12 protein-coding genes are annotated in these 12,316 nt (G+C 62.5%); 6 read left to right on the plus strand and 6 right to left on the minus strand.

The window, feature by feature from the left end:
* Window positions 1-106: 106 nt before the first annotated feature.
* The 3 genes from ACM3N8_RS17630 (at window position 107) to ACM3N8_RS17640 (ending at window position 4,315) form a co-directional block, all read left to right on the plus strand.
* The gene (locus ACM3N8_RS17630) at window positions 107-1,843 is read left to right on the plus strand and encodes an ABC transporter transmembrane domain-containing protein (protein WP_103470880.1); all 1,737 of its coding nucleotides are present in this window, start codon (window positions 107-109) and stop codon (window positions 1,841-1,843) included.
* Between the two features lie 91 nt (window positions 1,844-1,934).
* Window positions 1,935-3,686, plus strand: coding sequence for an ABC transporter transmembrane domain-containing protein (locus tag ACM3N8_RS17635; RefSeq protein ID WP_290018010.1), 1,752 nt, complete (start codon window positions 1,935-1,937; stop codon window positions 3,684-3,686).
* A 155-nt stretch (window positions 3,687-3,841) separates the two neighbouring features.
* Window positions 3,842-4,315, plus strand: coding sequence for a DUF4442 domain-containing protein (locus tag ACM3N8_RS17640; RefSeq protein ID WP_043557753.1), 474 nt, complete (start codon window positions 3,842-3,844; stop codon window positions 4,313-4,315).
* A gap of 150 nt (window positions 4,316-4,465) precedes the next feature.
* Here the strand turns inward: ACM3N8_RS17640 and ybcJ are convergent, their stop codons facing one another.
* The 4 genes from ybcJ to ACM3N8_RS17660 form a co-directional block, all read right to left on the minus strand.
* Window positions 4,466-4,699, minus strand: coding sequence for a ribosome-associated protein YbcJ (gene ybcJ, locus ACM3N8_RS17645; protein ID WP_043557754.1), 234 nt, complete (start codon window positions 4,697-4,699; stop codon window positions 4,466-4,468).
* Window positions 4,700-4,951: 252 nt separating this feature from the next.
* Complete coding sequence (locus tag ACM3N8_RS17650) at window positions 4,952-5,356, minus strand: MaoC family dehydratase (protein WP_290018012.1); 405 nt, start codon at window positions 5,354-5,356, stop codon at window positions 4,952-4,954.
* Complete coding sequence (locus ACM3N8_RS17655) at window positions 5,353-7,137, minus strand: class I poly(R)-hydroxyalkanoic acid synthase (protein WP_290018013.1); 1,785 nt, start codon at window positions 7,135-7,137, stop codon at window positions 5,353-5,355. Before ACM3N8_RS17655 ends, ACM3N8_RS17650 begins: the two co-directional genes overlap by 4 nt.
* Window positions 7,138-7,230: 93 nt before the next feature.
* Window positions 7,231-7,581: a phasin family protein gene (locus ACM3N8_RS17660; protein ID WP_043139134.1), complete on the minus strand. Its 351-nt coding sequence runs from the start codon at window positions 7,579-7,581 to the stop codon at window positions 7,231-7,233.
* Between the two features lie 318 nt (window positions 7,582-7,899).
* On the opposite strand from ACM3N8_RS17660, the gene ACM3N8_RS17665 reads away from it, so the two are divergent.
* The 3 genes from ACM3N8_RS17665 (at window position 7,900) to pdxY (ending at window position 10,565) form a co-directional block, all read left to right on the plus strand.
* Window positions 7,900-8,463 (plus strand): VC2662 family protein, encoded by a 564-nt coding sequence (locus ACM3N8_RS17665; RefSeq protein WP_043557757.1) that lies wholly within the window; start codon window positions 7,900-7,902, stop codon window positions 8,461-8,463.
* A 78-nt stretch (window positions 8,464-8,541) separates the two neighbouring features.
* Window positions 8,542-9,297 (plus strand): DUF429 domain-containing protein, encoded by a 756-nt coding sequence (locus tag ACM3N8_RS17670; RefSeq protein WP_290018014.1) that lies wholly within the window; start codon window positions 8,542-8,544, stop codon window positions 9,295-9,297.
* Window positions 9,298-9,701: 404 nt separating this feature from the next.
* Window positions 9,702-10,565 (plus strand): pyridoxal kinase PdxY, encoded by an 864-nt coding sequence (gene pdxY, locus ACM3N8_RS17675; protein ID WP_416016443.1) that lies wholly within the window; start codon window positions 9,702-9,704, stop codon window positions 10,563-10,565.
* 134 nt (window positions 10,566-10,699) lie between these two features.
* Here the strand turns inward: pdxY and ACM3N8_RS17680 are convergent, their stop codons facing one another.
* Together ACM3N8_RS17680 and ACM3N8_RS17685 are read right to left on the minus strand one after the other, a co-directional pair.
* Window positions 10,700-11,032, minus strand: a complete 333-nt coding sequence (locus tag ACM3N8_RS17680; RefSeq protein WP_241279141.1) for an antibiotic biosynthesis monooxygenase family protein — start codon at window positions 11,030-11,032, stop codon at window positions 10,700-10,702.
* Between the two features lie 117 nt (window positions 11,033-11,149).
* Window positions 11,150-12,268 (minus strand): glycerol dehydrogenase, encoded by a 1,119-nt coding sequence (locus tag ACM3N8_RS17685; protein ID WP_103470677.1) that lies wholly within the window; start codon window positions 12,266-12,268, stop codon window positions 11,150-11,152.
* Window positions 12,269-12,316: the final 48 nt, after the last annotated feature.

A 12,316-nucleotide genomic window follows, 5' to 3' on the forward strand; every position in this document is an offset into this window, starting at 1 on the left:
TCAGGCTATCATGACCCTCTCGTATCGCCCCCTTCTGGGGGCGATTGCATTGCGTTTCCCCGTGACGGGCGGCAGCTTCTGGCTGATCGCGACAAAGGATATCTACGTGAGCGTATTCTCAAGGCTGGGCTGGTTTTTCAAGGAGCAGTGGCGGCGTTATCTGGTCGCCATCTCGCTGCTGATGATGGTGGCCCTGTTGACCGTGATCCCGCCCAAGGTGGTGGGCTGGGTGGTGGATGGCATTGCCAAAGGCTCTCTCGACAACGACACCCTGATGGGCTATCTGGCGGGGTTGTTTGTGCTGGGTCTGCTCATCTATCTGTTGCGCTACGTGTGGCGGGTCATGCTGTTTGGCGCCTCTTACCGGCTGGCCTATGTGCTGCGCAATCGCCTGTTCAGCCACTTCACCCGCATGAGCCCCGATTTTTACCAGCGTCACCGTACCGGCGATCTGATGGCCCACGCCACCAACGACATCCAGGCGGTGGAGATGACGGCCGGGGAAGGGGTGTTGACCCTGGTGGACTCCATCATAGTCGGGGTGCTGGTGCTCTCCATCATGTGCAGCCAGTACTCCTGGCAGCTGACGCTGCTCTCCCTGCTGCCCCTGCCGGTGATGGCGTTCTTCATGAACCGTTTTGGCACCCAGATCTACAAGGAGTTCAAGGCGGCGCAGGGGGCTTTCTCCCGTCTCAACAACAAGACCCAGGAGGCGCTCTCCGGCGTGCGGGTGCTCAAGTCCTATGCGGTTGAATCCCTGGAGGACAAGGGCTTTGCCGAGCTGACCCGGCAGGCGGGGGCGTGCAACATGGCGGTGGCCCGCATCGATGCCAAGTTCGACCCCGTCATCTATCTCTGTATCGGTTGTTCCTACTTTCTCGCCGTTGCCGGTGGCAGCGTGCTGGTGGTGCGTGGCGAGCTGACCCTGGGGGAGCTCACCAGTTTCACCATGTATCTGGGCCAGCTCATCTGGCCCATGTTTGCCATCGCCTGGCTGTTCAACATCATAGAGCGGGGCAGCGCCGCCTACTCGCGCATCGAGAGCCTGCTGGCCGAGCGCAGCGACATCGAAGAACCGGCTGAGCCGGCGGTGTTTGTCTCCGCCTTCCCGCTCCAGGCCAAGGGGGTGAGCTACCAGCTGGAGCAGCGTACCTTGCTGCGCAATATCGATTTCACCCTGCACAGCGGCGGCATGCTGGGGGTAGTGGGCCGCACGGGGGCGGGCAAAAGTTCCTTGCTCAAGTTGCTGATGCGCCTCGCCAATCCCACGGCCGGCGAGCTCAGCATGGGCGCCGTGCCCATAGCGCAGCTGGCCCTTGGCGAGCTGCGTGGCCAGTTTGCCTATGTGCCGCAGGAGCCGTTTTTGTTCTCCACCACCATAGCCGCCAACATAGCCCTCGGCCGGCCAGACGCCAGTTCGGAGGAGATAGAGCAGGTGGCGCGCATTGCCTGTGTGCATGACGATATCAGCCGCTTCCCCAAGGGCTATGAGACCGAAGTGGGGGAGAAGGGGGTGACCCTCTCCGGCGGCCAGAAGCAGCGGCTCGCCATTGCCCGCGCCCTGCTGCTGGAGGGACCTATCCTGGTGCTGGACGATGCCCTGTCGGCGGTGGATGCCCATACCGAGCAGCAGATACTGCAGGCCCTCAAGACCCATAGACGGACGCTTATTCTGGTCAGCCACCGCATGACGGCGGTGGAGCAGGCCGACGAGATCCTGGTGCTGGAGCAGGGTCGCGTCAGCGAGCGGGGCCGTCACGGCGCCCTGATGGCTCACAACGGCTGGTACGCAGACATGGTTCGCTATCAGCGGCTGGAACAAGACGTGGAGGAGAGCCTGTGAGCATGATGATTAGACGAGTGGTTCCCCTCATCCCCAACCCTTCTCCCGCAAGGGGAGAAGGGAGCAAAAGCGCTGCACTGGAGGCAAGTCTGTGAATCCAACGATTAAACGCCTGCTCGCTTATTGCGCCCGTTACCCGCGCTGGCTGATCCAGGCCGGGATCTGCCTGCTGCTGGCCACAGGTGCCGAAGTGGCGGGCCCCCTGCTCATCAAGCTCTTCATCGATGACTACCTGGCGCCGCGCCAGCTGGTGTGGCCCGCCATCGCCGCCATCGCGGCCGGGTATCTCGGCCTGCAGGTGCTCTCGGCGGCGGGTTTCTACCTGCAATCCCTGCGCTTCAACCGCATTGCCCAGGCCGTGGTGCAGCGCTTGCGCGAGCAGGTGTTTGCCACCGCCATCCGGTTGCCGGCCCGTTACTTTGACCAGCATCGCTCGGGCTCGCTCATCTCCCGCATCACCAACGACACCGAGGCGATCATGAACCTCTACGTGCAGGTGATAGGCCTGCTGGTGCAAAAGGTGGTGCTGCTGTGCGGCATCCTCATCTCCATGGCGCTGCTGGATGTGCGGCTGATGCTGGTGTGCGCCTGCCTGTTGCCGGCAGTGGCGGCTGTGATGTGGCTCTATCAGAAACTGAGCGTGCCCGTGGTGCGGGCGACCCGCAGCCTGCTGTCCGAGATCAACAGCCGTCTCAACGAATCGCTGCAGGGGATGCCGGTGATCCAGGCCATGGTGCAGGAGCGCCACTTCGCCAATGCCTTTGCCGAGGTGAACCAGCAGCACTGGTCGGCGCGGCTCAAGAGCCTCAAGATCAACGGCATTCTGCTGCGCCCCCTCATCGACTTGTTCTACATGATGGTGCTGATCGGCTTGTTGGCCCTGTTTGCACGCGAGGGCTTGAGTGCAAGTGGCGCCATCCAGGTGGGGGTGCTCTATGCCTTCATCAGCTATCTGGGGCGCATGATAGAGCCGCTGATCGAGATGACCAACCAGCTCAACCAGTTGCAACAGGCCATGGTGGCCGGGGAGCGGGTATTTGCCCTGCTCGACGAGCCCCGCGAGAGCACGGAGGGCGAGAGCCAGTCTTTGCAGGGGCGGGTCAGCTTTGACAAGGTGAGCTTCTCCTACGATGGCCAGCAACAGGTGCTGCGCGAGGTGAGCTTTGCCGTGCACCCCGGCCAGATGCTGGCGCTGGTGGGCCACACCGGCAGTGGCAAGTCCACCATCATCAGCCTGCTGATGGGCTTCTACCCGCTGGATCAGGGCACCATTCGTTTCGATGATCACCCGATGGAGGGCCTGTCGCTCTCGGCGGTGCGGCGCAGCATAGGCCTGGTGCAGCAGGATCCCTTTATCTTCGTTGGGACTTTGGCGGAGAACCTGCGGCTCGGCCGTGACGGCATCGACGAGGCGCGCCTCTGGCAGGCGCTGACCGAGGTACAGCTGGCCGATTTCGTGCTGAGCCTGCCGGAGGGCCTGAGCACCCTGATGGAGGAGGGGGGCAAGAACCTCTCCGCCGGTCAACGTCAGCTGCTCTCCTTTGCCCGCGCTCTGGTAGGGGATCCGCGCATCCTCATTCTGGATGAGGCCACCGCCAGCGTGGATTCCCAGACCGAGCTGGCGCTCTCTCAGGCGCTCTCGGCGGCCCGCCGTGGCCGCACCACCATCGCCATTGCCCACCGGCTCTCGACCATAGTCGATGCCGACGAGATCCTGCTGCTCTCCCGTGGCCAGGTGAATGAGCGGGGCACTCATGGCGAGCTGATGGTGCAGGGAGGGCACTACGCCCAGCTGTTCGAGATGCAGAGCCAGGGGGCCTGGCTGGAAGAGAAGCGGGCCTGATCGAGAGGCCCGTCGTACAAAAAAGAGGGAGCCTTGAGGTTCCCTCTTTTTTTGTGTTGGCCGACAAGCAGCAGAAGCGTGATCGGCAACCTTGTAGAGCAGGGTGGTTGCGTGGCAACATGCTGTTTACATCAACTCATCGGATCAGTTCGCATATGGACTTGCAACGTTTCAAAGCCAATCTGGCGCTGCGGCTGTTTGCCTGGCGTTATATTCCCGTCATCGGCTTTTGTGCCCCCGTCATCGAACGGATGGACGCCAAGGCGCTGCGCATTCGCATTCCCCTTGGCTGGCGCACCCGCAACCACCTGGGCAGCATGTATTTTGGCGCATTGGCGACCGGCGCCGATCTGGTGGGCGGCCTGCTGGTGATGGAGAAGGGACGGACGAGGGGCAAGAAGGTGCACTTCGCCTTCAAGGATGTGCAGGGGGAGTTTCTGAAGCGGCCCGAGGGGGACGTGCAATTTGACTGCGCCGCCGGGGAGGAGATCGACGCCATGATAGACGAGTCGCTGGCGAGCGGTCAGCGCATCAATCGCCCCATCCAGGTGGTGGCCACCTGCCCGTCATTGAACGGGGATGAGGCGATGGCGCGCTTCGTGCTGACCCTGTCGATCAAGGCCAGCTGAATGCGAGAGGGCGCGTCGGCGCCCTTATTCAAGCAGGGATCAGAGGATCTCCGGGCTCACGCCCGCTTTCACCACGACTTTCATGCCATTGAAGTTGACCACCTGCTCGGCCACTGTGCTGGGTAGCGCTTGCGTGCTAGAGCGTCGGGATCAAAGGATCTCGGGGCTGATGCCTTCTTTCACCACCACCTTCATGCCGTTGAAGTTGACCACTTGCTCGGCGACTATCTTGCAGCGCTTGCGGGTCTCGACCTGACCGTCCACTTCCACCAGACCGTCGGCGACGAGCGCCTTGGCTGCGCCGCCACAATCGGCCCAACCCTGATGCTTGATAAGGTCACACAAGGCAACGAAGGGGTGGCCTTCGAGCAGAAACGTCTCCATGGGAAATCCTCTAGATGGATGAATGGCTGAAACAGCAGGGCGGTTATTCTAGGCAGTTCGGGCCGTCAATGAAAGGGCAAGGGTGCCTGTCTGCGGGCAATTGTGGTCGCAACTGAGCGTCTGGACCTCTTTCTGGACGTGCAGGCAGGGCTCAAGGCCAGCAACCGTAGCCGTCATCGCGGTGGAACATGAGGTTGCACCATAAAAGTCAGCCCGGCGGAGCCGGGCTGAAGGAGGGTCGGTGATCAGTGCTTAGCCAACCTTTACCACAGCCTCGCCAGTCACGGCGAGGGCCCCGGCCGCCGTCACTATGCGGGTGGCCAGGGTGATGATGGGCTTGTCGCTGCGCAGGGCGATGATCTCCACCTCGGCCGTCACCTCATCCCCCACAAACACCGGCTGCTTGAAGGAGAGGCTCTGCCCCAGGTAGACGGCGCCCTTGCCGGGCAACTGCTGGCCCAGCAGCCCCGAGAAGAGGCTGGCCAGCAACATGCCGTGCACTATGGGGCGCTCGAACGGCGTGGTGGCGGCAAAGGCAGGGTCCAGGTGCAGGGGATTGAAATCCTCCGACAAGCCGGCGAAGGCCTCGACCTCGGCCGCACCGAACCGTTTGGTCAGACTGGCTTTTTGCCCAATCTCAAAGGGGAGTGTGCTCATGCGGGCTCCTCCTCCGGGGTCTTGGCAAAGACAGGGTTGAGCCGCACCTTGACGTAGCCGCCAGGGGCTGCCTCCAGTCCCTCGCTCGGGATGCGGGCGGGCACGGGCGTGGCCTCTTCCTCTCGCGCCTGGATGAAGGCTGCCATCTGGGGCCACCAGGAGCCGCTCTGATGGGTGGCCTGCTCGAGCCAGGCGGCTGGCGTGTCACTGCTCGCATCGCTGTGCCAGAAGCCGTACTTGTTGGCCGCAGGCGGGTTGATGATGCCGGCGATGTGACCCGATTCCGCCAGGATGAAGCGCTGTTCGCCGCCAAACAGCTTCATGCCCTGCCAGGTGCCCTGCCAGAGGGCGATGTGATCGTCCATGGCCGAGACCAGCAGCACAGGGGTCTTCACCTTGGCGAGATCGATGCGGGTGTGACGGATCTTGAGCTCCCCCTTCACCAGCTGGTTCTCCAGATAGAGGCGACGCAGCAGGCTGTTGTGGGTCTTGCCTGCCACGTTGGTGCTGTCGCTGTTCCAGTGCAGCAGATCGAACGCCACCGGGCTCTGGCCCTTGAGGTAGCTGTCGATGTAGTAATTCCAGTAGAGGCTGTTTTCCCGCAGCAGGCTGAAGGAGACCGCCAGCTGGCGCCCGTCCATGATGCCCTTGGCTTCATTCTGGGCCTCCAGTGCCGCTATGATGGGCTCGTGGATGAAGATGCCGAGTTCCCCCGGCTGGGAGAAATCGAGCAGTGTGGTGAACAGGGTGGCGGAGCGAACCCGCTGCTTCTGGCGCCGCGCCGCCAGCCAGCCCATGGCCAAGGAGAGGGCTGTACCGCCGATGCAGTAACCTATGCCGTGCACCTCGCGTTCACCGGTGGCCGCTTCCACGCCGTCCAGCGCGGCGATCACCCCATCGACCACGTAGTCGTCGAGATCGATATCGGCCTGCTCTACACCTGGGTTGCGCCAGGAGATCATGAAGACCGTCTGGCCCTGGGCGACCAGCCAGGCGACCAGGGAGTTCTGGGGCCGCATGTCCATGATGTAGTACTTGTTGATGAAGGGCGGCACTATCAGCACCGGCGTCCTGGCCACGGTTTCCGTGGTCGGACTGTACTGGATCAGCTCGTAGAGCTCGGTGCGCTGCACCACCCGGCCCGGCGTCAGCGCCAGATCCCGCCCCAGTTCGAAGGCGGACTCGTCGGTCAGGCGGATGTTGAGCTGATCGGCGCTGCGCTCCAGATCCTCGGCCAGCAGGGCCAGTCCGCGCACCAGATTCTGGCCGTCGGATTCCAGGGTGAGTCTGAGCAGTTCGGGGTTGGTGGCCAGAAAATTGCTGGGCGCCATGGCGTTGAGGTATTGGCGGGTGAAAAATCGCAGCCGTTCCCGGCTCTTCTGGGGTACCCCTTCCAGCGCATCCACCGAGGCCAGCAGGTGCCTGGCGGTCAGCAGATAGGATTGCTTGAGGTAGTCATAAAGGGGCTGATCGCGCCAGGCGTCGTCCTTGAAGCGGCGATCGCTGCGCTCCGGCGTGATCACCGGCTCGCTCTCCTGGCCTGCGCTTTTGAGCAGGGTGTGCTGCATCAGCTTGAGCTGATCCTGCCACCAGTTCATCTGGGCATTGATCAGTTGCCAGGGTTGCTGGCTGCCCTGTTCCAGTACCTGGCCCAGATCGTCCAGATTGGTCTGCAGCAGCGCCTGCGCCGTGCGCTCCGTCTGTGCCTTGGCCATGTCCAGCAACTTGTCGTTATAGTGGGCCAGGGCCTCGAACAGCGGGCCGTAAGATGATTGGCTCATGTTCTCTCCTTCACCCACACCCGTGACAGGGCGAGCCTGTCGTGTCGGGTCATGGGGAGATGTGGCTGCCCTTAGCGGGCAGCCAGGGGGATATCAGGCCTTGCCCGTGCTCTTTTTGATGCCGTCGGCCGCCAGGGTATCCAGCTCTTCCTTGAACTGCAGACCCAGCGCATTGAGCTTCTGGATGTCATCCAGCATCTGGCGGGAGAGCTGGCTGGCGGTCTCCAGCTGCACTGTGCCAAGGGCCGCCAGGCTCTGGGCATCCTGCACCTTGCCGGCGGCCTGCAACTGGCTCAATCCCAGTTCGGCATAGGCATTGGCGGAGGCCAGCTGCAACCGGGTCAGCTGTTCGATGTTGCTGGCCAGCAGCTGGTTATAACGGGTGAGGGGGGCAGCAAAGCCTTGCATCTGCTCGGTAAAGGTCTTGATTACGTCCATATTCATCGCGTGTCTCCGTGGTTGGCAGAAGGGTATTGCAAAAGGCCGATGGGCCCATTCTTCGGTTACATCCGTTCGACTACATCCTTAAGTCGTCACGTGTCGTTTGCTCTGTTCAAACGCACGTTTAGGCATTGTGTTACCAAATGAGGCTTGATGTAAATAATATAAATGTTAATTTTTGCTTTAAGTTTGACTCTGGTCTGTCCAGTTTGTGCGAATGAATTCAGACGGGGGATGACGCAGCAGCGCCTGCCCGGCCTCGTTCCCGCACGCGAGTGCTGATAGGCTGGCCTCCCTCCCTGATTGTTAAGGAAAGCCCCGATGAAACCTGCCCACCTGCTGCTTGCCTGCGGCTCCCTTGCCCTGGGTGGTGTCGCCCATGCCAGTACACCCATCCAGGTCTCGCTGCCCGGCGTCAATCTGCCCGCTTCCCATCAGGTCGAAGGCGCCAGAGCCTCCTTTCTCTATGGCCGCACCGGTCAGGTGAAGGGAATAGATCTGCCCATCCTGGCCCTCTCCGACGTGGATCAGTTCAGCGGCCTGCAGCTTGGCGTCTTCCTCGGTGCCGGACGGGTGCGCCACCAGTTCAACGGGGTGGCCATCAACGCCGTCAACTGGCACGAGGGACAGGACAAGGGGATCAACCTTGGCTTCGTCAACCTGACCAACAATGTGCAGGGCCTGAACTGGGGCGCCGTCAACATCGCCAAGGGCAACGCCCTGGCCAACGTCGGCTTCGTCAACTATGCCGAGCGCACCACCTTCCAGCTGGGTTTCATCAACGCCACCAAGCATCTGGACGGGTTGCAGATAGGCCTTGCCAACTACGCCGAGAACGGCATTTTCCCCATACTGCCGCTGATCAATTTCAAGAAATCCTTCTAAGGCGCGCTCCCGGCCTTGCTTTAGGAGACGCAGCCATTACCCTGTGCTCCATTGATAGCGCGCAGAGGTGACACGGGCATGACAATGGAACACATGGACGCCATCGGTATCGGCTGGGATGTGAGAGGCTGGCAGGGCAATGCCCAGGCGGTGGCCGTGGTGGGCTGGCAGGCGCGCGAGCAGCGCCTGCACTGGTTTGGGGTATCGCCCCTGTTTCGGCTGAGTTCGCGGGTGGCGCCGGATCTGGATGCCCTGCTGCGCCCGGCATTGCAGGACGAGATGAACCTGCTGCAGGTGCTGGCTTGCCCGCAACTGGCGTTGGGCATCGATGCGCCGCTGGCATTTCCACGCGCCCTGGGCGATCTGCTGGCGGGGAGGGCAACCGAGTGCGTCGTGCCCCAGCGGGAGATAGACAACCCTTATGCCTATCGCGACTGCGAGCGCTGGCTGCACCGGCAATATGGCAAGAAGCCGCTCTCGGCCACCTTCGACCGGCTCGGCAACAACGCCACCCTGGCGCTCGCCATGCTGCCCCGGCTGGCGGATTTGCAACTGGTACCCAGACTGCAGCCAGAGGCCGATCGCGCCGTGCTGGAGGTCTATCCCGCCCTGGCCAAGGTGGGTGGCAAGGCGTCTGCGGTCAGGGCCGAGCTGCACCCCCATCTGCCGGCCGATGTGACGGCGGGCACGGATCGCTACGATGCCGCCATCTGCGCCCTGATGGCATTGCAATACGCTGCCAAAGGGAGTGTCTCCCTGCTGCCGGCACTGGTGCCGCCACCCGCCGAGATGGCTTTGGACGAGGGTTGGGTCTACCACTTCGCGCGCCCTTGAGCAGAAGGCGGATCTGATGGTTCCAGCGGATCTTGCCCTCTTCCCATTTTGCGCCCGCCATGCCTTGCTGGCGGGCGCTGATATCGACCGATTGCCCACCGGGCTCCCATTTTCTTCCCCTTCAGCACCTGCCTCGGCATGTGCTGATTTATTGTTCTCATATGCCATCAAACAAGAAGCTGAAACCACTTCATGAAGCAGGAGCCGCGACCCCTCATCCGATCAACACCTGGCAAGGCAGGAAAACGGCGGCAACTGTGGCCAAGGAGGCAGGTCTGGCAAATGGAGCTTAGATCGGCAGTTTTTAAGACCAAATACGGGTTTGTGCTGCACAAAAGTGGAAGTTCAATATCTTCATCCGATATATTGCGCCTTTCCCCTGACTCTTCTCTGCGGTGATGTCGATGAAACGCATTCTCTCTATCCAGTCCCACGTGGTGTTTGGCTGTGCCGGTAACAGCGCCGCCGTGTTTCCCATGCGCCGTCTCGGCATGGAGGTGTGGCCCGTCAACACGGTGCAGTTTTCCAACCACACCCAGTACGCGGCAGGCTGGCAGGGGATGGCGATGCCCGCCGGTCACATCAGCGCCCTGTGCAAGGGGCTGGGGGATATAGAAGTACTGGGCCGGTGTGACGCCGTGCTGAGCGGCTATCTGGGCTCGGCCGAGCAGGGGGACGAGATCCTGACCGTGGTGGCTGCGGTCAAGGCGGCCAATCCTGACGCCATCTATTTCTGTGATCCCGTCATGGGCCACCCGGAGAAGGGGTGCATAGTTGCCCCCGGGGTGACCCGGTTTCTCACCGAGCAGGCGTTGCCGGTGGCCGACATCATGGCCCCCAACCTGCTGGAGCTGGAAACACTGTGTGATACCCACCTGGCGGATCTGGCCCAGACCCGCGCCGCGGCGCATCAGTTGCTGGCCCGGGGAGTGAAGATGGTGCTGGTCAAGCATCTGGGTCGCGCCGCTCGCGAGCCGGGTCGTTTTGAGATGCTCTTGGCTACCCCGGATGGGGATTACCTGATCGCCCGTCCGCTCTACGAATTTGCCCGTCAGCCTGTGGGGGTGGGGGATCTCATCAGTGCCCTGATGCTGGCCAATCTGCAGGCGGGCTTTGATGCCGTGACGGCGTTTGAGCGCACCAATGCGGCTGTGGACACTGTGCTGCTGCACACCTGGCAGGCGCAGGCTTACGAGTTGCAGCTGATTTCGGCGCAGGGGGCATTTGCCGAGCCCGTGATCAGCGTGCGCGCCGAACGGCTGGCCTGATGCGGCCTCCCTGTGCGAGCAGGGTGTAGTGATCATCATAATTCTCCAGCCAGTGATCACGCCTGGGCCAGCTGGTCATGTCATTGCCAGGCCCTGCGGGGGATGGATGGTGACCCGCCGGCCCTGGCTGTTTGCTACGAGATCCCGGCGCCCTGTCTTGGTCCGGTCCCCTGGCACTGCGCCACCGCCTGATAGTGTTCCACCGTGGGGAAAGGGTCGTAGAAGTGATGCAGCAGCGCCTTCCATTGCTGGTACTGGACCGAGCCGCGAAAGCCCTGGGTGTGATCTTCGAGCCGCTGCCAGCTGACCAGCAACAGATAGCGGTGAGGATCGGTCAGCGAGTGCTGCAATTGGTGCCCGGCATAACCCGGCATGGCGCTGATGATGGCCTGGGCTTGGCCAAAGGCCTGCTCGAAGGCGGCAGCCTGGCCCGGAATGACCTGCAGATGAGCGACTTCCAATATCATGGTGACTCCTTGTCCTGAGAGGGGAAGAGGCATTCCAGCAGTTCGGGACGCAATAGACAAGGCCAGCCGCACGGCTGGCCTTGTCGTTGTTGATCAAGGGTGCGTTTTATCCATTGATCAATGGTGGGGATGGCGGGCCCGATAGCGCTCTGCCATGGCGTTGGCCGCGATCATGGCGCCGTAGACATCCTGCTCGTTCACGGCCATGGGCATGTTGCCCATGGTGTCGAGGGGATCGCAGGCAAGCGCTGCCACCTTGCGCCACTCGCTCTCGACAAAGCGGGTCAGCCCCATCTCCTGCAGCGTCATGGGCAGACCGGCGACATGGATGATGCGCATCACCTCGTCGAGCTCGGCCTGGGGGGCGCGCTCCAGTACCAGCTGGGTCAGCAGGCCGAATACCACCTTCTCTCCGTGCTGGGCCCTGTGCAGGTCGGGCACCACAGACATGCCGTTGTTGACCGCATGGGCCGCCGCCAGACCGCCGGCCTCGGCGCCGACCCCGCTCAGGTAGATGGTGGCCTCGATGATCTGCTCCAGCGCCGGTGTGGTGACGTGATGGCGCACCGCATCCATCGCCATCTCGATGTTCTCCCCCAGCAGCTCATAGCAGAGCCGGGCCAGACCCAGTCCGGTGCGGGAGGGGCGCTTGCCCACCAGATTGATGCCATCGGCACGATAGCAGGCGCGGGCCTCGAAATAGGTGGCCAGCGCATCCCCCACGCCGGCGGCGAAGAAGCGGGCGGGGGCTGCGGCTATGATGGCGGTGTCGGCGATCACCACGTCCGGGTTCTGGGGCAGGAACAGATAGCGCTCGAACTCGCCCGCCTGATTGTAAATGACCGCCAGCGCGGTACAGGGGGCATCGGTGGAGGCTATGGTGGGGAACAGTACCACGGGGCGGCGCAGGTAGAAGGCGACCGCCTTGGCCACGTCCAGGGTCTTGCCGCCGCCGATCCCGACGATCACGTTGGCACCCTGCTGTTCGGCGATATCCAGAAGGCGGCGGATCTCGATGTCGGTACACTCGTAGTTGAACTTCTCGACCGCCCCCTTCAGGCCCGCTTGCAGCAGGCCGGCCAGCGCCTCTTCACGCACCCGCTCCAGGATGAACTCGTCGCTGACGAGCAGGGCGTTGTCGCCAAAATCTTTCACATGATCATGGAGTTGGGGCAGAAGGTCGTGGCCGATGATGAACTTTTTGGGGGAGGTGACGGTACGAGGCAGGATAGGCATGCAGGATTCCTCAAGGCAGTGAGTGGCACCCGGTTGGTATGCAAACGG

Source organism: Aeromonas sp. A04 (genome assembly GCF_047780465.1).
Classification (GTDB): domain Bacteria; phylum Pseudomonadota; class Gammaproteobacteria; order Enterobacterales; family Aeromonadaceae; genus Aeromonas; species Aeromonas bestiarum.